The 17,746-nt window shown below is 73.0% G+C and carries 19 protein-coding genes; 6 read left to right on the forward strand and 13 right to left on the reverse strand.

Going from position 1 to position 17,746, the window contains the following annotated elements:
* On the forward strand, window positions 1-839 hold an 839-nt coding region (locus DT057_RS17485; protein ID WP_162501435.1), incomplete at its 5' end, for a formylglycine-generating enzyme family protein.
* Between the two features lie 146 nt (window positions 840-985).
* Complete coding sequence (locus DT057_RS17490; RefSeq protein WP_128563385.1) at window positions 986-1,483, forward strand: DUF4399 domain-containing protein; 498 nt, start codon at window positions 986-988, stop codon at window positions 1,481-1,483.
* A 29-nt stretch (window positions 1,484-1,512) separates the two neighbouring features.
* Here the strand turns inward: DT057_RS17490 and glpK are convergent, their stop codons facing one another.
* The 9 genes from glpK to DT057_RS17535 all read right to left on the reverse strand — a co-directional run bounded on the left by glpK (window position 1,513) and on the right by DT057_RS17535 (window position 11,928).
* Entirely contained in the window at window positions 1,513-3,006 is a 1,494-nt protein-coding gene (gene glpK / locus DT057_RS17495) for a glycerol kinase GlpK (protein ID WP_128563386.1), read from the reverse strand.
* A 221-nt stretch (window positions 3,007-3,227) separates the two neighbouring features.
* Entirely contained in the window at window positions 3,228-4,973 is a 1,746-nt protein-coding gene (locus DT057_RS17500) for an ABC transporter substrate-binding protein (RefSeq protein WP_128563387.1), read from the reverse strand.
* A 184-nt stretch (window positions 4,974-5,157) separates the two neighbouring features.
* Window positions 5,158-5,439: a DUF2160 domain-containing protein gene (locus DT057_RS17505; protein ID WP_128563388.1), complete on the reverse strand. Its 282-nt coding sequence runs from the start codon at window positions 5,437-5,439 to the stop codon at window positions 5,158-5,160.
* Between the two features lie 18 nt (window positions 5,440-5,457).
* Window positions 5,458-6,255, reverse strand: a complete 798-nt coding sequence (locus DT057_RS17510) for a carbohydrate ABC transporter permease (protein WP_128563389.1) — start codon at window positions 6,253-6,255, stop codon at window positions 5,458-5,460.
* On the reverse strand, window positions 6,255-7,226 hold the full coding sequence (locus DT057_RS17515; RefSeq protein WP_128563390.1) for a carbohydrate ABC transporter permease: 972 nt from the start codon (window positions 7,224-7,226) through the stop codon (window positions 6,255-6,257). Before DT057_RS17515 ends, DT057_RS17510 begins: the two co-directional genes overlap by 1 nt.
* Window positions 7,223-8,323: an ABC transporter ATP-binding protein gene (locus tag DT057_RS17520; protein WP_128563391.1), complete on the reverse strand. Its 1,101-nt coding sequence runs from the start codon at window positions 8,321-8,323 to the stop codon at window positions 7,223-7,225. Before DT057_RS17520 ends, DT057_RS17515 begins: the two co-directional genes overlap by 4 nt.
* A gap of 15 nt (window positions 8,324-8,338) precedes the next feature.
* Window positions 8,339-9,421, reverse strand: coding sequence for an ABC transporter ATP-binding protein (locus tag DT057_RS17525; RefSeq protein ID WP_128563392.1), 1,083 nt, complete (start codon window positions 9,419-9,421; stop codon window positions 8,339-8,341).
* A gap of 14 nt (window positions 9,422-9,435) precedes the next feature.
* Window positions 9,436-10,971 carry a glycerol-3-phosphate dehydrogenase gene (gene glpD, locus DT057_RS17530; protein WP_128563393.1) on the reverse strand — a complete coding sequence of 512 codons (1,536 nt, stop codon included), beginning with the start codon at window positions 10,969-10,971 and terminating at the stop codon, window positions 9,436-9,438.
* Window positions 10,972-11,121: 150 nt separating this feature from the next.
* Entirely contained in the window at window positions 11,122-11,928 is an 807-nt protein-coding gene (locus tag DT057_RS17535) for a DeoR/GlpR family DNA-binding transcription regulator (protein WP_128563394.1), read from the reverse strand.
* A gap of 184 nt (window positions 11,929-12,112) precedes the next feature.
* Between DT057_RS17535 and DT057_RS17540 the strand changes: the two genes are divergently transcribed.
* From DT057_RS17540 to DT057_RS17555, 4 genes are all read left to right on the forward strand, one after another.
* A complete protein-coding gene (locus DT057_RS17540; RefSeq protein WP_128563395.1) occupies window positions 12,113-12,319 on the forward strand; it encodes a dodecin in 207 nt (68 codons plus the stop codon).
* Window positions 12,320-12,771: 452 nt separating this feature from the next.
* Window positions 12,772-13,554 (forward strand): MetQ/NlpA family ABC transporter substrate-binding protein, encoded by a 783-nt coding sequence (locus DT057_RS17545; RefSeq protein WP_128563396.1) that lies wholly within the window; start codon window positions 12,772-12,774, stop codon window positions 13,552-13,554.
* Between the two features lie 54 nt (window positions 13,555-13,608).
* Entirely contained in the window at window positions 13,609-13,824 is a 216-nt protein-coding gene (locus tag DT057_RS35505; protein WP_162501436.1) for a hypothetical protein, read from the forward strand.
* A 116-nt stretch (window positions 13,825-13,940) separates the two neighbouring features.
* Window positions 13,941-15,302 carry an LLM class flavin-dependent oxidoreductase gene (locus DT057_RS17555; RefSeq protein WP_128563398.1) on the forward strand — a complete coding sequence of 454 codons (1,362 nt, stop codon included), beginning with the start codon at window positions 13,941-13,943 and terminating at the stop codon, window positions 15,300-15,302.
* Window positions 15,303-15,369: 67 nt separating this feature from the next.
* Here the strand turns inward: DT057_RS17555 and DT057_RS17560 are convergent, their stop codons facing one another.
* The 4 genes from DT057_RS17560 to DT057_RS17570 all read right to left on the reverse strand — a co-directional run bounded on the left by DT057_RS17560 (window position 15,370) and on the right by DT057_RS17570 (window position 17,598).
* Complete coding sequence (locus DT057_RS17560; RefSeq protein WP_128563399.1) at window positions 15,370-16,011, reverse strand: hypothetical protein; 642 nt, start codon at window positions 16,009-16,011, stop codon at window positions 15,370-15,372.
* Between the two features lie 746 nt (window positions 16,012-16,757).
* Window positions 16,758-16,895, reverse strand: coding sequence for a hypothetical protein (locus tag DT057_RS35510; protein WP_162501437.1), 138 nt, complete (start codon window positions 16,893-16,895; stop codon window positions 16,758-16,760).
* A gap of 33 nt (window positions 16,896-16,928) precedes the next feature.
* Window positions 16,929-17,144, reverse strand: coding sequence for a hypothetical protein (locus DT057_RS17565; protein WP_128563400.1), 216 nt, complete (start codon window positions 17,142-17,144; stop codon window positions 16,929-16,931).
* 154 nt (window positions 17,145-17,298) lie between these two features.
* The gene (locus tag DT057_RS17570; RefSeq protein ID WP_128563401.1) at window positions 17,299-17,598 is read right to left on the reverse strand and encodes a hypothetical protein; all 300 of its coding nucleotides are present in this window, start codon (window positions 17,596-17,598) and stop codon (window positions 17,299-17,301) included.
* Window positions 17,599-17,746: the final 148 nt, after the last annotated feature.

Below are 17,746 nucleotides of genomic sequence, written 5' to 3' on the forward strand. Positions count from 1 at the left end.
AGCCGCCTGCGCGCACGCCCGGTGCCGGCACCCTGCCGGCCGCGCCCCCGCCGGCCGTGGTCCCGCCGCCGGACGCCGAGCCGCGCCCGGCCGACCGGGAGGCGGGCCTGCGCCAGGGCGGCCGTCCCGTCGTCGACCGGGAGGGCCGGTTCCAGGACTGCGCCGACTGCCCGCCCATGGTGGTGATCGAGCCCGGCACCTTCGTGATGGGCAGCAGCGCCCACCCGACCGAGCAGCCGACCCACCAGGTCAGCCTCAGGCGCTTCGCGATCGGGGTCTCCCCGGTGACCGTGGCGGAATGGTCGGTGTGCCAGCGGGCGGGCGCCTGCGACTACAAGCCGACGGGCGAGCCCGAGCGGCCGGTCTCGAATCTCAGCTTCGACGACGCCCAGCAATACGTGACCTGGATCTCCCGCGCGACCCGCCAGCTCTACCGCCTGCCGAGCGAGGCGGAGTGGGAGTTCGCCGCGCGGGGCGGGACGACGACGCGCTACTGGTGGGGCAACACCTTCCGGCCCGACCTCGCCGCCTGCACCCCCGCCGGCAGCGCCCCCCCGGCCGCGCCCCCTCCGGTGGATCGCCAGTGGCTCAACCGCTTCGGCGTCGGCGACAGCCTGTGCTCGGTCGCGCAGTGGACCGCCGATTGCTGGCACAGGAACTTCCAGCGCGCGCCGACCGACGGCAGCGCCTGGGTGGTGGGCGGCAGCTGCCAGCAGCGCGTCCTGCGGGGCGGCTCCTGGATGGCGGCCGGCACGTCGGTGCGCATGACGAGCCGCAACTTCTACGACAGTTCGGTGCGCTACCCGGCGAACGGCTTCCGGATCGCGAGGGACTTTTGAGGCGTCGCGGCCCGGGCGCCGGCGGGGCCGCGGCGGGTCCCCACCCGGGTCCGGGCCCGGCCCGCGGCGGCCGCGCGAGGGCCGGGCGCCGGCCGGATTTCCTGTGACACCCGCTCCGGGTCGCCGGAGCGCGGAGGAGGATGGCGATGATCAAGCTGACGGCCGCGGGTTGCGGTCTCTGTGTTCTGCTCGCGGCCGCGCCCGCGCACGCCCAGGCGCCCGCCGACCCGGCGCCGCCGCCCATCGTGGCCCCGCCGGCTGACGCGACGGTGTACTTCATCTCGCCCACCAACGGCGCGCGCCTCAAGTCGCCGGTCGTGGTGCGGTTCGGCCTGCGCAACATGGGCGTGACCCAGGCCGGGAGCCCGGCCAGGAACGCCGGACACCACCACCTCGTGGTCGATGCCGGGACGCCCGCCGCCTCCGCGCCGATCCCGGCCGACACCAACCACCTGCATTTCGGCGGCGGCCAGACCGAGACGAAGCTCGATCTCGAGCCGGGCCGCCACACGCTGCAGCTCGTCCTCGGCGACGCCCTGCACCGGCCGTTCTCCCCGAGCGTCGCCTCCGACAAGATCACCATCACGGTGGTCTCGGCGAGCCACCGCGCGCGCAAGCACCGGCGGCACCGCAACCGCCGCTGACGGCGGGCCGGGCGGCGCCGCCGCGGCCGTCAGCGCCCGACGAGGCAGCCCACGGCCTGGCGCCAGCCCGCGAGCTTGCGCTCGCGGACGGGCCCCTCCATGGCCGGGGTGAAGCGGCGCTCGAGGCGCCAATGGTCGGCGAAGTGCTCGGGCTCCGGGTAGAGCCCGCAGCTCAGCCCCGCCAGGTAGGCGGCGCCGAGCGCGGTCGTCTCCTTCACCTCGGGCCGGTCGACCGGGGCGGCGAGCAGGTCCGCGAGGCGCTGCATCGTCCAGTCGGACGCCACCATGCCGCCGTCGACCCGCAGCACCGTGGCGCGGCCCTCCCCGTCCGGCCAGTCGGCCCGCATGGCGGCGAGGAGGTCGGCGGTCTGGTAGCACACGCTCTCGAGGGCCGCCCGGGCGAGCTCCGCCGGGCCGGTGCCGCGGGTGAGGCCGAACAGCGCCCCGCGGGCGTCGGGCTCCCAGTAGGGCGCGCCGAGCCCCACGAAGGCCGGCACGAGGTAGACCTCCTGGGCCGGGTCGGCCCGCTCGGCGAGGTCGCCGGTCTCGGAGGCGGACGCGATGACCTTCAGGCCGTCGCGCAGCCACTGCACGGCCGCGCCGGCGACGAAGATCGAGCCCTCGAGCGCGTAGGTGCGCTGTCCGCCGAGCTGGTAGGCGATGGTGGTGAGGAGCTTGTTGCGCGAGGCCACCGGCTGCGCGCCGGTGTTGAGGAGCGCGAAGCAGCCGGTGCCGTAGGTCGACTTGACCATGCCGGGCCGGAAGCAGGCCTGCCCCACCGTCGCCGCCTGCTGGTCGCCGGCGACGCCCCGGATCGGGATCGCGGCGCCGAACAGGTCCGGCGCGGTGCTGCCGAAATCGCCCGAGGAATCGCGCACCTCCGGCAGCATGGCGGCCGGCACGCCGAGGAGCGCCAGCATCCCGTCGTCCCAGGCGCCGCGGTGGATGTCGTAGAGCAGCGTGCGCGAGGCGTTGGTGGCGTCGGTGAGGTGCAGCCGGCCGCCGGTGAGGCGCCAGAGCAGGTAGGAATCGACGGTGCCGAAGGCGAGCTCGCCGGCCTCGGCCCGGGCCCGGGCGCCCGGCACGTTGTCGAGGATCCAGGCGATCTTGGTGCCCGAGAAGTAGGGGTCGAGGATCAACCCGGTCGTCGCCGTCACCCGCGGCTCGTGCCCCTCGGCCCGGAGGCGGGCGCAGATCCCGGCGGAGCGGCGGTCCTGCCAGACGATGGCGCGGTGCACCGCCTCCCCGGTGCGGCGGTCCCAGACGAGCGTCGTCTCGCGCTGGTTGGTGATGCCGATCGCCGCCACGTCCCGGCCCGAGGCGCCCGCCTGCCTCAGCGCCGCCCGGCAGGTCTCCAGGGTGGTGCGCCAGAGATCCTCGGGCTCGTGCTCGACCCAGCCCGAGGCCGGGAAGTGCTGCGGGAACTCGGCCTGGGCGAGGGCCGCGATGGAGGTGTCCGGCCGGAACAGGAGGGCGCGCGAGGAGGTGGTGCCCTGGTCGATGGCGAGGATGAAGCGGGACATGCGCGGGCTCTCCAGAGAGGGGCGTGGCCGCGCCGGCAGCGTCCGCCGGGCAGGAAGGCCTCCGCGCGAGGGCGGCGGGGGCGCCCGGCGCCGGGAACCGGCCTGGCGGGCGGGGCGCTGGCCGCGGGCGCCCCGCCCGGAGGCGCCCGCGGCGGCATCCCGGCGACCGGGCGAGGCGGCGGGGCCGGGGCGGGCCGTTGCGCCCGTCCCGGCCCGGCGGATCAGCCCTTCTTCGGGGGCGAGGCCGGCCAGCTCTTGATCAGGGTGTCGTAGTCGATGGTCTCGCCCTTCGGCTTCTCGTTGGCGAGCTTGCGCTGCGGCGCGATGTTGCCGTCCTTCTGGGCCTGCTCGAACCAGTGCTCGGCGGAGGTCTTCGGGTTCAGCTTCGGGCCGCAATCGCCCTGGACCTTGGAGCGCTCCAGGCGCGCCATCACGTCGTCCTGGGCCGCCGCGAGGGCGTCCATGGCCGCCTGGGGCGTCTTGGCGCCCGAGGAGGCGTCGCCGATGTTCTGCCACCAGAGCTGGGCGAGCTTGGGGTAGTCCGGCACGTTCACGCCGGTCGGGGTCCACTGCGTGCGGGCCGGCGAGCGGTAGAACTCGATCAGGCCGCCGAGCTTCGGGGCCCGCTCGGTGAACGACTTGTCCCAGATGTCGCTCTCGCGGATGAAGGTGAGGCCGACGTGGCTCTTCTTCAGGCTGACCGTCTTCGAGACGATGAACTGCTGGTAGAGCCAGGCGGCCTTGCGCCGCTCGACCGGCGTCGACTTCAGGAGGGTGAGCGAGCCGGCATCCTGGTAGCCGAGCTTCATGCCCTCCTTCCAGTAGGAGCCGTGCGGCGAGGGCGCCACCCGCCACTTCGGCGAGCCGTCCGGGTTCACCACGGCGAGGCCGGGCTTGACCATGTCGGCCGTGAAGGCGGTGTACCAGAACATCTGCTGGGCGACGTTGCCCTGCGCCGGGACCGGGCCGGATTCCGAGAAGGTCATGCCGGCGGCCTGGGGCGGGGCGTACTTCTTCAGCCAGTCGACGTACTTGGCGACGGCGTAGACCGAGGCCGGGCCGTTGGCGTCGCCGCCGCGCTCGACCGAGGAGCCGACGGGGCGGCAGCCGTCGAGGCGGATGCCCCACTCGTCCACCGGCTTGCCGTTCGGGATGCCCTTGTCGCCGTTGCCCGCCATGGAGAGCCAGGCATCGGTGAAGCGCCAGCCGAGGGACGGGTCCTTCTTCCCGTAGTCCATGTGGCCGTAGACCTTCTGGCCGTCGATCTCCTTCACGTCGCTGGTGAAGAACTCGGCGATGTCCTCGTAGGCCGACCAGTTGACGGGGACGCCGAGCTCGTAGCCGTACTTGGCCTTGAACTTCTCCTTCAGGTCGGCGCGCTGGAACCAGTCGTAGCGGAACCAGTACAGGTTGGCGAATTGCTGGTCGGGGAGCTGGAACAGCTTGCCGTCGGTCCAGCTGCCGAAGGAGCGGCCGATGAAGTCGTCGACGTCGAGCTGCGGGTTGGTGACGGCCTTGGCCTCGCCCGCCATCCAGTCGGTCAGGTTGACGGTCTGGTTGTAGCGGGCGTGGGTGCCGATGAAGTCGGAATCGTTGATCCAGCCGTCGTAGATGTTCTTGCCGGACTGCATCTGCGTCTGGATCTTCTCGACGACGTCGCCCTCCTGGATGACGTCGTGGTTCACCTTGATGCCGGTGATCTCCTGGAACGCCTTGGCGAGGGTGCGGGCCTCGTACTCGTGGGTGGTCAGCGTCTCGGAGACGAAGTTGATCTCCGTGCCGGCGAAGGGCTTCGCCGCATCGACGAACCACTGCATCTCCTTGAGCTGCTCGTCCTTCGACAGGGTCGAGGGCTGGAACTCGACGTCGACCCAGCGCCTGGCCTCGTCCATGCCGGCCTTCGCGCCGCCTGCGGCGACGCTGAGGGCGAGGGCGCTCGCGGCGGTGAGCAACCATTGGCGTGTCATCGGTGTCATCCTCCCTGGTGGATCCGTGTGGGCTCGCCCGTGCGGGCGCGCTGGTCCGGGCGCTCCGGCCGGTCCGGTTGCGCGAACCGCGAGGCCCGGAACGCGGCGCGCCGTCTCCGGACCGGTCCGCGGCGGACGGGCTTCGCCGTTCCGCCGCAGCCGATCTCGTATCCCTCCCGCTCGTCTAGGCGAAGCGGAACATCGCCGCCCCGTAGAGGAGCGATGCCGCGAGCGCCCATTCGAGGCTCGGGCCGACGAGCCCGAGCCAGGCGAGATGGATGAAGGCGGCCCCGACGAGCGTCAGGAACAGGCGGTCGCCCCGGGTCGTCGGGATGCGCAGGATGCCGACGCGCTCGGTCTCCGGGCGCCACACGGCGAGCAGGGTCATCAGGGCGAGGAGCCCGGCGATCACCGCGAAGAAGGCGGCGGTCTGCCAGGTCCAGGCCATCCAGGCGAAATCAGGCATGCGCCTCCTCCCGACCCTTCACACCCGGCCGAGGGCGAAGCCCTTGGCGATGTAGTTGCGCACGAACCAGATCACGAGCGCCCCCGGCACGATGGTGAGCACGCCGGCCGCCGCGAGCAGGCCCCAGTCCATGCCCGCCGCCGAGACCGTGCGGGTCATGGTGGCGGCGATCGGCTTGGCGTTGACCGAGGTCAGCGTGCGGGCGAGCAGGAGCTCGACCCACGAGAACATGAAGCAGAAGAAGGCCGCGACGCCGATGCCGGAGGCGATCAGCGGCATGAAGATCCGCACGAAGAAGCGCGGGAAGCCGTAGCCGTCGATGGCCGCCGTCTCGTCGATCTCCCGCGGCACGCCCGACATGAAGCCCTCGAGGATCCACACCGCGAGCGGCACGTTGAACAGGCAATGGGCGAGCGCCACGGACCAGGGCGTGTCGAACAGCCCGACCGCCGAGTAGAGGTTGAAGAACGGCAGCGCGAACACCGCCGGCGGCGCCATGCGGTTCGAGAGCAGCCAGAAGAACAGGTGCTTGTCGCCGATGAAGCGGTAGCGCGAGAAGGCGTAGGCCGCCGGCAGCGCGAGCCCGATCGACAGCACCGTGTTGATGCCGACGTAGGTCAGCGAGTTGAGGTAGCCGCCGTACCAGCTCGGATCGGTGAAGATCCGGACGTAGTTCGCGAAGGTGATGTCGCGCGGCCAGAGCGTGAGACCGGTGGTGATCTCCTGGTTGGTCTTCAGGCTCATGTTCACGAGCCAGTAGATCGGCAGCATCAGGAAAAGCAGGTAGAGCGTCATCACGACGTTGCGCCCGCGCATCAGGCGGCCCTCCGGTCGAGCGCGACGGTGGCGGCGGGCGGCAGGCTGCTGCCGGCAGCGTCCGCCGGGTCGCTCTGCGCGGGCGCGGCCCGGCTGCCCGCGTCGACGTTCGTCATCACGGTGTAGAACACCCAGCAGGTCGCCAGGATGATCAGGTTGTAGACGAGCGACATCGCGGCCGCCCGGCCGAGGTCGAACTGGCCGAGCGCCAGCTTGACGAGGTCGATCGACAGGAAGGTGGTGGCGTTGCCGGGGCCGCCCCCGGTGAGCACGAAGGGCTCGGTGTAGATCATGAACGAGTCCATGAACCGCAGGAGCACGGCGATCAGCAGCACGCGGCGCATCTTCGGCAGCTGGATGGTGCGGAACACCGCGAGGGCGCCGGCGCCGTCGATGCGGGCGGCCTGGTAGTAGGCGTCGGGGATCGACTTCAGGCCGGCGTAGCACAGGAGCGCCACGAGGCTCGTCCAGTGCCAGACGTCCATGACGACGATCGTGGACCAGGCCGCGAGGGCGCTTCCGGCGTAATTGTAGTCGATGCCGAGCCGGTTGATCAGGTAGCCGAGGAGCCCGATGTCGCCGCGGGCGAAGACCTGCCAGATCGTGCCGACGACGTTCCACGGGATCAGGAGCGGCAGGGCCATGACCACGAGGCAGAAGGCCACCGCCCTGCCCTCCCGCGGCATCGCCAGGGCCACCGCGATGCCGAGCGGCACCTCGATCGCCAGGATGACGGCCGAGAACAGGAGGTTGCGCCACAGCGCGTCGAAGAAGCGCTCGCCGAACTGGCTCGCGGGGTCGAGCAGCTCCTGGAACCAGCCGATGCCGTTCCAGAAGAACTGGTTGTTCCCGAACGTGTCCTGCATCGAGTAGTTCACCACCGTCATCAGCGGCAGCACCGCCGAGAAGGCGACGACGAGGAAGACCGGGAGGACGAGCAGCCAGGCCTTCTGGTTGACGGTCTTGGTCATGGCGCGCCGCCTCCCGCGGCGAGGCCCGGCACCAGGGCGCCGTCGGCGTAGATGTGGATCTGGCGCGGATCGAGGGTCAGGGCCGCCTCGTCCCCGTCGAGGCTCTGGCCCTCCGCCACGGTCGCCACGAGCGGCCGGCCGCCGAGCTCCACCCGCGCGAGGCGCTGGCGGCCGATGTCGTCGATGCGGCGCAGGCGCACCGGCAGCCCGAGGCCCCGGGGCGCGAGGTGCACGTATTCGGGCCGCACGCCGAGCTCGATGCGCCGGCCCTCCGGCAGGTCCGGGTAGCCGCGGGCGAGCGGGATGGCGTGGCCCTCGACGTAGGCGGTGCGGCCCTCGACCCGCGCCGGCAGCAGGTTCATGCCCGGCGAGCCGATGAAGTGGCCGACGAAGGTGTGGGCCGGCCGCTCGAACAGCTCGTCGGGCGTGCCGGTCTGCACCACGGCCCCGTCGTGCATCACCACCACCGTGTCGGCGAAGGTCAGCGCCTCGGTCTGGTCGTGGGTGACGTAGATCATCGTCAGGTCGAGCTTGCGGTGCAGCTCCTTCAGCATCGAGCGGAGCTGCCACTTCAGGTGCGGGTCGATCACCGTCAGGGGCTCGTCGAACAGGATCGCGGCCACGTCGGGGCGCACCAGCCCGCGCCCGAGCGAGATCGTCTGCTTCATGTCCGCCGTGAGGTTGCTGGCCTTGCGGTCGAGCACGCCCCGGAGGTCGAGGAGGCCGGCGATCTCCTCGACGCGGGCCCGGACGGCGGGGGCCGGCACCCGGCGGTTCCGGAGCGGGAAGGCGAGGTTCTCGCGCACCGTCATGGTGTCGTAGACGACCGGGAACTGGAACACCTGGGCGATGTTGCGCGCCTCGGTCGGCAGGGTGGTGACGTCGCGGTCGTCGAACAGGATGCGGCCGCGGGTCGGCACCACGAGCCCCGAGATGATGTTGAGGAGCGTGGACTTGCCGCATCCCGAGGGGCCGAGCAGCGCGTAGGCGCCCCCCTGGCGCCAGACGTGGTCGATCTCCTTCAGCGCGTAGTCCTGCGGCTCCTTCGGGTGGGGCCCGTAGGCGTGGGCGAGGTGATCGAGGGTGATGCGGGCCATGGGGGCGGGCTCCTCTCAGGCCGCCGCCGGCAGGTCGAGGGCCGCGGTACGGCCGCCCGCGTCGAACAGGAGCGCGTGGCGCGGATCGAGGTAGGCCGTGACGGCCGTGCCCGGCTCGAACCGGCGCACCCCGGCGAGGAGCGCGATCAGCCGGTGCTCGCCGGCATCGATGTGCACGAAGCTCTCCGAGCCGGTGATCTCCGCGACCGAGACGGTGGCGGGCAGGGCGACGGCGTCCGGGATCGGGTCGAGGGCGAGGTGGTGGGCCCGGAAGCCCAGGGTGTAGGTCCCGTCCGGTACGCCCGCGAAGGTGCCGGCGGCCCGGGCCTGCCCGCCCGTCGGCAGCGTCACCCGGCCGTTGGCCTTGACCACCCTCAGGGTGTTGAGGGGCGGGTCGGAGAACACCTGGGCGGTCGTGAGGTCGTGGGGCCGCCGGTAGACCTCCGGCGTCGGGCCGAACTGCGTCACCCGGCCCCGGTGGAGCGCCGCGGTGTGGCCGCCGAGCAGCAGCGCCTCGGCGGGCTCGGTGGTGGCGTAGACGAAGACGGCGCCGGTCTCGGCGAAGATGCGGGGAAGCTCCTCGCGCAGCTCCTCGCGCAGCTTGTAGTCGAGGTTCGCCAGCGGCTCGTCCATCAGCACGAGGTCGGCGCGCTTGACGAGCGCCCGCGCCAGGGCGGTGCGCTGCTGCTGCCCGCCCGAGAGCTCGAGCGGGCGGCGCCCGAGATGGGGCTCGAGCTTGAGGAGGCGCGCCGCCTCGCGCACCCGGGCCTCGATCTCGGCGCGCGGCAGCCGGGCGACCCGCAGCGGCGAGGCGATGTTCTCGTAGACCGACAGCGACGGGTAGTTGATGAACTGCTGGTAGACCATCGCGACGTTGCGGCGCTGCACCGGCCAGCCGGTGACGTCCGCTCCGTCGACGCGGATCCGGCCCTCGCTCGGCGCGTCGAGGCCGGCCATCAGGCGCATCAGGCTGGTCTTGCCGGCGAGCGTCTGGCCGAGCAGGACGTTGAGCGAGCCCTTCGGCAGCGCGAGGCTGACGTCGCGGATGTGGGTCTCGGGGCCGACCCGCCTGGTCACGGATTCCAGGACCAGCGTCATGGCGCGCCCTCCCCTCAGGCCGCCGAGGAGGCGGCGGCGTCCCGCCGCATGAACTCGTCGAGGGCGGCGGCCTCGGCGGCGTCGAGGCGCAGGCCGAGCTTGGAGCGCCGCCAGAGCACGTCGTCGGCGCCCGCCGCCCATTCGCGGCGCATCAGGTGGACGACCTCGCGCTCCGTCAGGTCGGCGCCGAACAGGCGGCCGAGGTCGGCGAGGCTGCGGGCGCCCGTGAGGATCTCGCGGGCCTCCGTGCCGTAGGCCCGCACCAGGCGCTCGACCAGCGCCCGCGGCAGGCCCGGATGCTGGCGCACGAGGCCCGCCACGACGTCGCCGTAGCCGTCCGCCGGGAAGTTCCCGCCCGGCAGGGTGGCGCTCCCGGTCCAGGAGGCCCCGTGCGCCGCCGGCAGGTGGTCCTTCAGGCGCTCGAGCGCCGCCTCGGCGAGGCGCCGGTAGGTCGTGATCTTGCCGCCGAACACCGACAGCATGGCGGGCTGGCCCTGCGGCGCGTCGAGGGCCAGGACGTAGTCGCGGGTGGCCTCCTGCGCCTTCGAGGCGCCGTCGTCGTAGAGGGGACGCACGCCCGAGTAGGTCCAGACCACCGCCTCGCGGGTCACGGGCTCGCGGAAGTACTCGCTCGCGGCGGCGCACAGGTAGGCGACCTCCTCCTCGCTCGCCGCCACCGCCGCGGGGTCGCCCGTGTAGTCCCGGTCGGTGGTGCCGATGAGGGTGAAGTCGCGCTCGTAGGGGATCGCGAAGATGATGCGCTGGTCGGCGTTCTGGAAGATGTAGGCCCGGTCGTGCTGGAACAGGCGCCGCACCACGATGTGGCTGCCCTGGACCAGGCGCACCCCCGCCGCGGCGTTGGCCCGCACCACGCCCGTGAGCACGTCGGCGACCCAGGGGCCGGCGGCGTTGACGAGGGTGCGCGCCTGCACGGTCTCGCGCCGACCGCTCGCCCGGTCCTCCACGGTCACGTCCCAGTGATCGCCGGCCCGGGCCGCTGCCAGCACCCGGGTGCGGGGCCGGATCACGGCGCCCCGCTCGGCCGCGTCGCGGGCGTTCAGCACGACGAGGCGCGAATCCTCCACCCAGCAGTCGGAATACTCGAAGGCGCGCCGGAAACCCGCCTTCAGGGGCGCCCCGGCGGGGTCGCGCGCGAGGTCGAGGGTGCGGGTGCCGGGCAGGCGCTTGCGGCCGCCGAGGTTGTCGTAGAGCAGGAGGCCGAGGCGCAGGAGCCAGCCGGGCCGGAGGCCCTCCTGGTGGGGCAGCACGAAGCGCAGCGGCCAGACGATGTGGGGCGCCATGGCCCACAGCACCTCGCGCTCCATCAGGGCCTCGCGCACCAGGCGGAACTCGTAGTGCTCCAGGTAGCGCAGGCCGCCGTGAATCAGCTTGGTGGAGGTGGAGGAGGTGCCGCTGGCGAGGTCGCTCTGCTCGAACAGCACCACGGAGGCGCCCCGGCCGACCGCGTCGCGGGCGATGCCGCAGCCGTTGATGCCGCCGCCGATCACCGCGAGGTCGACGATGCCGTGCTGCTGGCGTCCGACGCCCAAGCCAACCTCCCTGCCGGAGCCTTTCGGCTCTTTCGTTTCTACGCCTGAATCGAACCTATGAGGGCCGGAAATCGAACGCAAGCGAAAACGAAAGAACAGGCCCGGACGCGAAACCCGGCGGCTTTCGGATCGCCGCCCCGCCCGGCGCCGTCACTCGGCGGCGTCGGGCGTCTCCTGCGCGGCGGGGTCCGTCCCGGTCTCGATCAGTTCGACGCGGTGCCGGAGGCAGAGCTCCCGCAGGGCCGCCGAGGGCAGCGCGTCGGTCACGAAGGCGTCGAGCTCGCCGACGTGGCCGACGCGGATCGGGGCCGAGCGCTCGAGCTTGAGCTTGTCGGCGACCAGGATCACCCGGCGGGCATTCTCGATGATGGCGCGGGCCACCCGCACCTCGCGGTAGTCGAAGTCGAGGAGCGTGCCGTCCTCGTCGATGGCGGAGGCGCCGATCACCGCGTAGTCGACCTTGAACTGGCTGATGAAGTCGACCGCCGCCGAGCCGATCACGGCCCCGTCGGCCCGGCGCACCGGCCCGCCCGCGACGATGAGGCTCATCTTCGGGTGCCGGTACAGGAGCGTCGCGACGTTGAGGTTGTTCGTGATGACGAGGAGGTCCTGGTGGTCGCCGAGCGCCCGGGCGACCTCCTCGGTGGTGGTGCCGATGTTGATGAACAGGGAGGCGTTGTCGGGGATGAGCCGGGCCGCCGCCGCGCCGATCGCCCGCTTCTCGGCGTGGGCGACGAGGCGGCGGGCCTCGTAGGACACGTTCTCGACGCCCGAGGCCACCACGGCGCCGCCGTGGATGCGCGAGAGCAGCCGGCTGTCGCAGAGCTCGTTCAGGTCCTTGCGGATGGTCTGGGGCGTCACGTCGAACCGCGCCGCCAGGTCCTCGACGCTGACGCGGCCCTGCTGGCGGGCGAGGGCGAGGATGTCCTGCTGGCGCTGGGAGACGTGCTCGTTCACGGGATCCTATCGCACCGGTGTCGGCCGGCCGCGCGGGCGGCGATCCGCGGCATTGTCGGGGGAACGGCCGGGCGGCGCAATCGCCCGCGGGCGCCGGCCCGCGGGCTTCACGCGCCGCCTCCCGCTTGAGCGCGCGGGCCGGCGGGCCCACACTCGCGGCGGCCTCAATCGCCCGGAGGGATCGATGTCGGAGCACGTCTACAAGGTCGTCGAGCTGGTCGGCTCGTCCACGGTCTCGATCGAGGACGCCATCGAGACGGCGATCGCGCGCGCCCACCGCACCGTGCGCAACCTGCGCTGGTTCCAGGTGCTGGAGACCCGCGGGCAGATCGAGAGCGGCAAGGTCCAGCACTACCAGGTCACCCTGAAGGTGGGCTTCACCATGGAATGAGCCGGCGGGCCCGGCCGCGGGGCAGAACGTTCTCGCCGGCGCACCCGGCGCGCAACAATCTCCTGCGCGGCCCCGTTCTTTAAAAAGAACAATCTCGTTGACTTGAAGAACGCGCCCCGGCAGTCTCGGGACCTCGGCGCCGGCCCGCCCGCGGCCGGCGCTCCCCGGTCCACGCGTGGAGGCCTCAGGATGGCGTCTCGACGGCCGCGCGGACGCGCGCCGCCTCGACGGTGAGGCTTCGCGCCCGGACCGGCACGGGCCCTCCGGGGCGGCGGGTTGAAGGGCGGGCGCCGGCCGGCCCTCGCCCGCGCCGCCGGCGCACCCCGCGGGCCTGAGCCCGGAGCCCGTCGCGGCGACGGGCGCGACCGTCCTGCCGCTGCGCGCCGGCGTGCCGGGCCTGCACTGAGCGCCGCCCCGCCGGGACGATGTTTCGAACGAGGAGACCTGCCGCGATGCTTCGACGTCCCGCCCTGGCGCTCGCCCTGCTGCTGGCCGTGGGAGCGACCGCCGCCCCGGCCGACCCGATCCGGGTCGGGGTCACGGCCGGGCCGCACGCCGAGGTGCTGGAGGCCGTGCGCAAGGTCGCGGCCGAGCGCGGCCTCGACCTCAAGGTGATCGAGTTCACCGACTACGTCGTCCCCAACCAGGCGCTGGCTCAGGGCGACCTCGACGCCAACTCCTTCCAGCACGAGCCCTACCTGCGCAACCAGATCGCCAAGACCGGGTGGCCCCTCGTCAAGGTCGCCACCACCACGGCGTCGCCGCAGGGGATCTACTCCAAGCGCTACAGGTCGGTGGCCGACCTGCCGAAGGGGGCGACGATCGCGATCCAGAACGACCCCTCGAACGGCGCCCGCTCGCTCCAGATCCTGCACGCCAACCAGCTGATCCGCCTGCGCAACCCCGGCGACACGGCGGCGAGCCTCGCCGACATCGCCGAGAATCCCCGCGGCTTCCGCTTCGTCGAGCTCGATGCCGCCCAGCTCGCCCGCGCCCTCGACGACGTCGACGCCGCCTCGATCAACAACAACTACGCCATCCAGGCCGGGCTCGACCCGACCCGCGACCCGCTCCTGCGCGAGCCGGCCGAGGGCCCCTGGGTCAACATCATCGCGGTGGCGGAGCCGAACCGGGACAAGCCCTGGGTGCAGGCGCTGGTCGAGGCCTACCGCTCCGAGCCGGTGAAGCGCTTCATCCTGGCCCGGTTCAAGGGCGCCTACGTGCCGACGTGGTGAGGAATGCCCCCGCCGGCTCCGCCACCGCAAGTCCCCCGCCAGGAGAGGTCCGCCATGCCCGCCATCGCCGTCGCGCGCCGGCTCCGCCGCAGGAGCCGGCTCTTCGCCTGGAACGCCCTGACGGTCCTGGTCCTCCTCTTCCTCACCACCTACGTGGTGCGGGCCGGCGAGCGGGAGGTCCGCGCGGGCGCCCTCGCCACGGGGGTGCTCGCCCTGCAGGAGGCCGCGGGCCCCGCGGACCGGCGCCCCGACGCGGGCCTGCGCGGCTGAGCGCCCCCGCGGGCCGGTGCCCGATGCCGCGCCGGCGGCGCGGCGGCCGGCCCCTCGCCCGGCCGGCCGCGACCGGGTAAGAGCGGCGTCGCCCCTCCACCACGAGCCCGTCCGCCATGGCGCCACCGATCCGCCTGAACGCCTTCGCGATGAACTGCGTCGGCCACCAGTCCCCCGGCCTCTGGCGCCACCCCCGCGACCGCTCGGCGGAGTACGGCAGCCTGGCCTACTGGACGGAGCTCGCCCGCACCCTGGAGCGGGGCCTGTTCGACGGCCTGTTCCTGGCCGACGTGCTCGGGGTCTACGACGTCTACGCCGGCTCGCCCGCCGCGGCGCTGCGGAACGCCGCGCAGGTGCCCCTCGCCGACCCGATGCTGCTCGTGCCGGCCATGGCCGCGGTGACGGAGCGTCTCGGCTTCGGCATCACCTGCAACCTGTCCTACGAGCCGCCCTACCTGCTGGCGCGGCGCTTCTCGACCCTCGACCAGCTCACCGGGGGGCGCGTCGGCTGGAACATCGTCACCGGCTACCTCGACAGCGCCGCCCGGGCGATGGGGCTCCCGCGCCAGGCCGCCCACGACGACCGCTACGACGTGGCCGAGGAGTACATGCAGGTCGTCTACGCGCTCTGGGAGGGGTCGTGGGCGGACGACGCCGTGGTGGCCGACCGGGCCCGCGGCGTCTTCGTGGACCCCGAGCGGGTGCGGGCGGTCCGCCACGAGGGCCCGCATTTCCGCCTCGACGGCATCCATCTCTGCGCGCCGACGCCCCAGCGCACGCCCTTCCTCTACCAGGCCGGGACCTCGCCGAAGGGGCGCGACTTCGCCGGCCGGCACGCCGAGGCGGTGTTCCTCTCCGGTCCCTCGGAGGCGGTGGTGGCGCCGCGGGTCGCGGCGCTCCGCCAGTCCCTCGCGGCCCACGGCCGCGACCCGGGCGACGTGACGGTCTACGCGCTCGCCACCGTGATCGTGGCCGGGACCGACGCGGCCGCCGAGGCCCGGCTCGCCGAGTACCGCGCCCACATCAGCGACGAGGGCGCCCTGACGCTGATGTCCGGCTGGACCGGGGTCGATTTCTCCCGGCTCGACCTCGATGCCGAGGTGCGCCACGTCGAGAACGACGCCGGGCGGAGCGCCATGGACAACATCACCCGGGCCGACCCCGGCCGGGTCTGGACGGTGCGGGAGGTGGCCCGCCACGTCGGCATCGGCGGCATCGGCCCGGTCTTCGTCGGCGCGCCGGCGACCGTCGCCGACGCCCTGGAGGGCTGGATCGCCCGCACGGGCGTCGACGGCTTCAACCTCGCCTACGCGGTGGCGCCCGAGAGCTTCACGGACGCGGTCGACCTGCTGGTGCCGGAGCTCCAAGGCCGCGGGCGCTACCCCCTCGCCTCCCCGGCCGGCACCCTGCGCGCGCGGCTCACCGGACGCTCGCGGCTGCCCGCCAGCCATCCGGCCGCCTCCCTCCGGCGCGGGTGAGCGCGGGCGGCGGCCCCGCACGGGGGACGCCGCCCGGAGGCATCGGCCGCGCAGCCGGCCGGGCCCGCTACTCCGAGGCGGACGGCTTGTCGGAATAGACGTGGAAGTGGTGCCGCCCGGTGCTGACCGTGTACTCCAGGATGTAGTCCGGCAGACGCAGCCGGTCCTCGCCGAAATCCAATCCCCGCTCGGCCCGGCTGCGGCGCGCCCGCGCCAGGGCTCCGTCCTCGAGCGTGGCGAGGAGGGCGTCGCAGTCGCCGTGCGTGAGCTCGGTTCGCAGGCTGCGGATGATGGCGGCGAGGAGCCGGCGCCAGTCCTCGACGCCTCGTGCCGTGTGGTCCTTCAGCGTCGCGCTGATCTCCGTGATCGCCGCGTCGCTGCTGCACCCGAGCATGTAATCCGCGAGGCGATAGTTCAGCACTTCCTGGCTCTGCGGGAAGAACCGCTGCGGCGTGTAGACGGGCTGCGGCAGGTCGGCCCTGCCCGCCGCGAGGTGCCGCGCGAAGTTCGCCTTGTAGGTGTCGCACGCGACGTAGCCGGCGACCGTCGCGGGCACCGGCGGGGCGGCGGCGTACGGGGCCGATGCCGCGCGGTGCTGATGCTGGGCGGCCGCGAGGCAGATCGCCAGGATCGGCAGCCCGACCGCGGCGAGGTAGGCGGTCTGTACCGGCTTGGAGCCGGGAGCGGGGACCCCGATGGACCGCGGCATGGTGAGCCCCCGGATCGCCGTCGTGCCTGATGCGCCGCGCCGCGCGGACGAGCCGATCAATCGATGGGCGGGGGCTCGGGGGCAGGCACAGACAGCACCGCGTCATCCTGCTCCGATCCCGACGCGCTCGCGCCGGGGTGGAAGGCGGTTTCGATCTGCACGAGCAGTATGAGGCACAGGACGATGATAATGAGACGGAGCATTGCACACCCCCCATCGCGAGATCGATGATCTCGAAAGCCTGTCACGGGAACGATGGGATCCAAAGTACTGGACAAATACGCTGGGCGCCTCCTGCGATCGGATGATGACACGCGCCGGCGGCGGCCGCATTGCCCGAATACGCTGCTCGGGGCCGCCGGACCGGCCGGGACCGGTTTCCGCGGGAGGTGCGTGGCGCCGGCGAGGAGGGGCGAGACGCGCTTCATCGGGGCGCCGGGCGCGCGGCCGGCGGGCCCGCGCGTCGCCGGGCGCCGGCGTCCCTGCATCGTCGGGGTTCGCGGCGCGGCGGAACGACGGCGGGCTGCGGGGCGCGGCGGGGTGACGGGCCGGGCCTTCGACCTCATGGCGGGCTCGGCGGCGCCCGGCGCGGCGCCAGACGGGAGCGGAGGCGCCGGCATGGGGCTGCGCCGGCCCGGGGGGAGGACCGGTGTCGCGCGGCCCCGCCCGGTCCCGCGCGCCGGCCGGTCCCAGCCCGGCCCGCGGGGTTCGACGGCGTCCCGCGGCCTCCGGCGCGGCGCCGCGCGCTACCGCCCGTTCAACCGTCGATGGATGCTGATCAGCGCGTCCGCGGCGCTGTCGGTCAGGTTCGTGATGATGACGTGCGGACCGAGGTAGACGGTGCAGTAGCCGTCGAACGCACGTTCCTTGCGGGCCTCGACCATGATCGCGATCCTCGCGGCTCGGTTGCGGGAAACCTAGGGATGAGCGCCCAACCCCACCCAGAGCACCCGGCGATCGGGAGACACCATCCACACGACGTTGACGCGGGCATCCGCGGTGTTGAGGCCGATCGCGCGCGCCATCTCCAGGGCCTCGGAATCCGTCGCCGCCGAGATCTCGTGGCGGTAGAGGACCGGGCTCATCACGCCGTCCGGCTCGTTCTCCGCACCCAGGAAGTGGTAGACCGCCATGGTTGCCTCGCAGCTTGATTGCCTGATTACTGCACGGGCCGTGCCAGCCTGAGAACAACGCCTATCGAATCGGGCCGGCTCCCGGCCTCTACCGCTTATGGCGCTCGCCCGTACCGGAAGGCGGGACGGCGGCGCCGCGCCCTCGCGCCGCCCGTCACCCCTGGCGCCCGCTGGCCGCCGGCCCGCCTCCGCGGCCGGCCCGGGGCGGCATGCGCGCGATGAGCCGGGCGCGGTCCCGGACCTCCACGGCGTAGCGGGCCGTGAAAGCCGCGGCGCGCCGGATCGCCGCCGCGTCGTCGTCCGCGACCATCCTGTACGTGTCGACGACCGCATCGGACGGATCCAGCAGGCAGACACTGTAGGTCGTGTCGCCGAACCGCATCGCACTGCCGTACGTGTGGGTGATCGCCATATTGGTCATGGGTGCCGCACGCAACGGGTCGCGCTCTGCCACGACCGGGCGCACTCCGCCGTCGCGGGATGTTTGCGTTGTAGCGTGGAAATCTCGGGGTCATGAAGTGGGGATTTGCCTGACCGGCGTGCGGCCCGCGACCCCGGCGCCCGCGATGGCGGCGGGGCGAGGCGCATCCGCGCCCTATCTC

It is taken from the genome of Methylobacterium crusticola (assembly GCF_003574465.1).
Taxonomy (GTDB): domain Bacteria; phylum Pseudomonadota; class Alphaproteobacteria; order Rhizobiales; family Beijerinckiaceae; genus Methylobacterium; species Methylobacterium crusticola.

What these genes read in the sequence shown, in the direction of transcription:
- DT057_RS17490 (WP_128563385.1), top strand. Translation starts at nt 986, where the DNA reads ATGATCAAGCTGACGGCCGCGGGTTGCGGTCTCTGTGTTCTGCTCGCG.
- glpK (WP_128563386.1), bottom strand. Translation starts at nt 3,006, where the DNA reads ATGTCCCGCTTCATCCTCGCCATCGACCAGGGCACCACCTCCTCGCGC.
- DT057_RS17500 (WP_128563387.1), bottom strand. Translation starts at nt 4,973, where the DNA reads ATGACACGCCAATGGTTGCTCACCGCCGCGAGCGCCCTCGCCCTCAGC.
- DT057_RS17505 (WP_128563388.1), bottom strand. Translation starts at nt 5,439, where the DNA reads ATGCCTGATTTCGCCTGGATGGCCTGGACCTGGCAGACCGCCGCCTTC.
- DT057_RS17510 (WP_128563389.1), bottom strand. Translation starts at nt 6,255, where the DNA reads ATGCGCGGGCGCAACGTCGTGATGACGCTCTACCTGCTTTTCCTGATG.
- DT057_RS17515 (WP_128563390.1), bottom strand. Translation starts at nt 7,226, where the DNA reads ATGACCAAGACCGTCAACCAGAAGGCCTGGCTGCTCGTCCTCCCGGTC.
- DT057_RS17520 (WP_128563391.1), bottom strand. Translation starts at nt 8,323, where the DNA reads ATGGCCCGCATCACCCTCGATCACCTCGCCCACGCCTACGGGCCCCAC.
- DT057_RS17525 (WP_128563392.1), bottom strand. Translation starts at nt 9,421, where the DNA reads ATGACGCTGGTCCTGGAATCCGTGACCAGGCGGGTCGGCCCCGAGACC.
- DT057_RS17540 (WP_128563395.1), top strand. Translation starts at nt 12,113, where the DNA reads ATGTCGGAGCACGTCTACAAGGTCGTCGAGCTGGTCGGCTCGTCCACG.
- DT057_RS17545 (WP_128563396.1), top strand. Translation starts at nt 12,772, where the DNA reads ATGCTTCGACGTCCCGCCCTGGCGCTCGCCCTGCTGCTGGCCGTGGGA.
- DT057_RS35505 (WP_162501436.1), top strand. Translation starts at nt 13,609, where the DNA reads ATGCCCGCCATCGCCGTCGCGCGCCGGCTCCGCCGCAGGAGCCGGCTC.
- DT057_RS17555 (WP_128563398.1), top strand. Translation starts at nt 13,941, where the DNA reads ATGGCGCCACCGATCCGCCTGAACGCCTTCGCGATGAACTGCGTCGGC.
- DT057_RS17560 (WP_128563399.1), bottom strand. Translation starts at nt 16,011, where the DNA reads ATGCCGCGGTCCATCGGGGTCCCCGCTCCCGGCTCCAAGCCGGTACAG.
- DT057_RS35510 (WP_162501437.1), bottom strand. Translation starts at nt 16,895, where the DNA reads ATGGTCGAGGCCCGCAAGGAACGTGCGTTCGACGGCTACTGCACCGTC.
- DT057_RS17565 (WP_128563400.1), bottom strand. Translation starts at nt 17,144, where the DNA reads ATGGCGGTCTACCACTTCCTGGGTGCGGAGAACGAGCCGGACGGCGTG.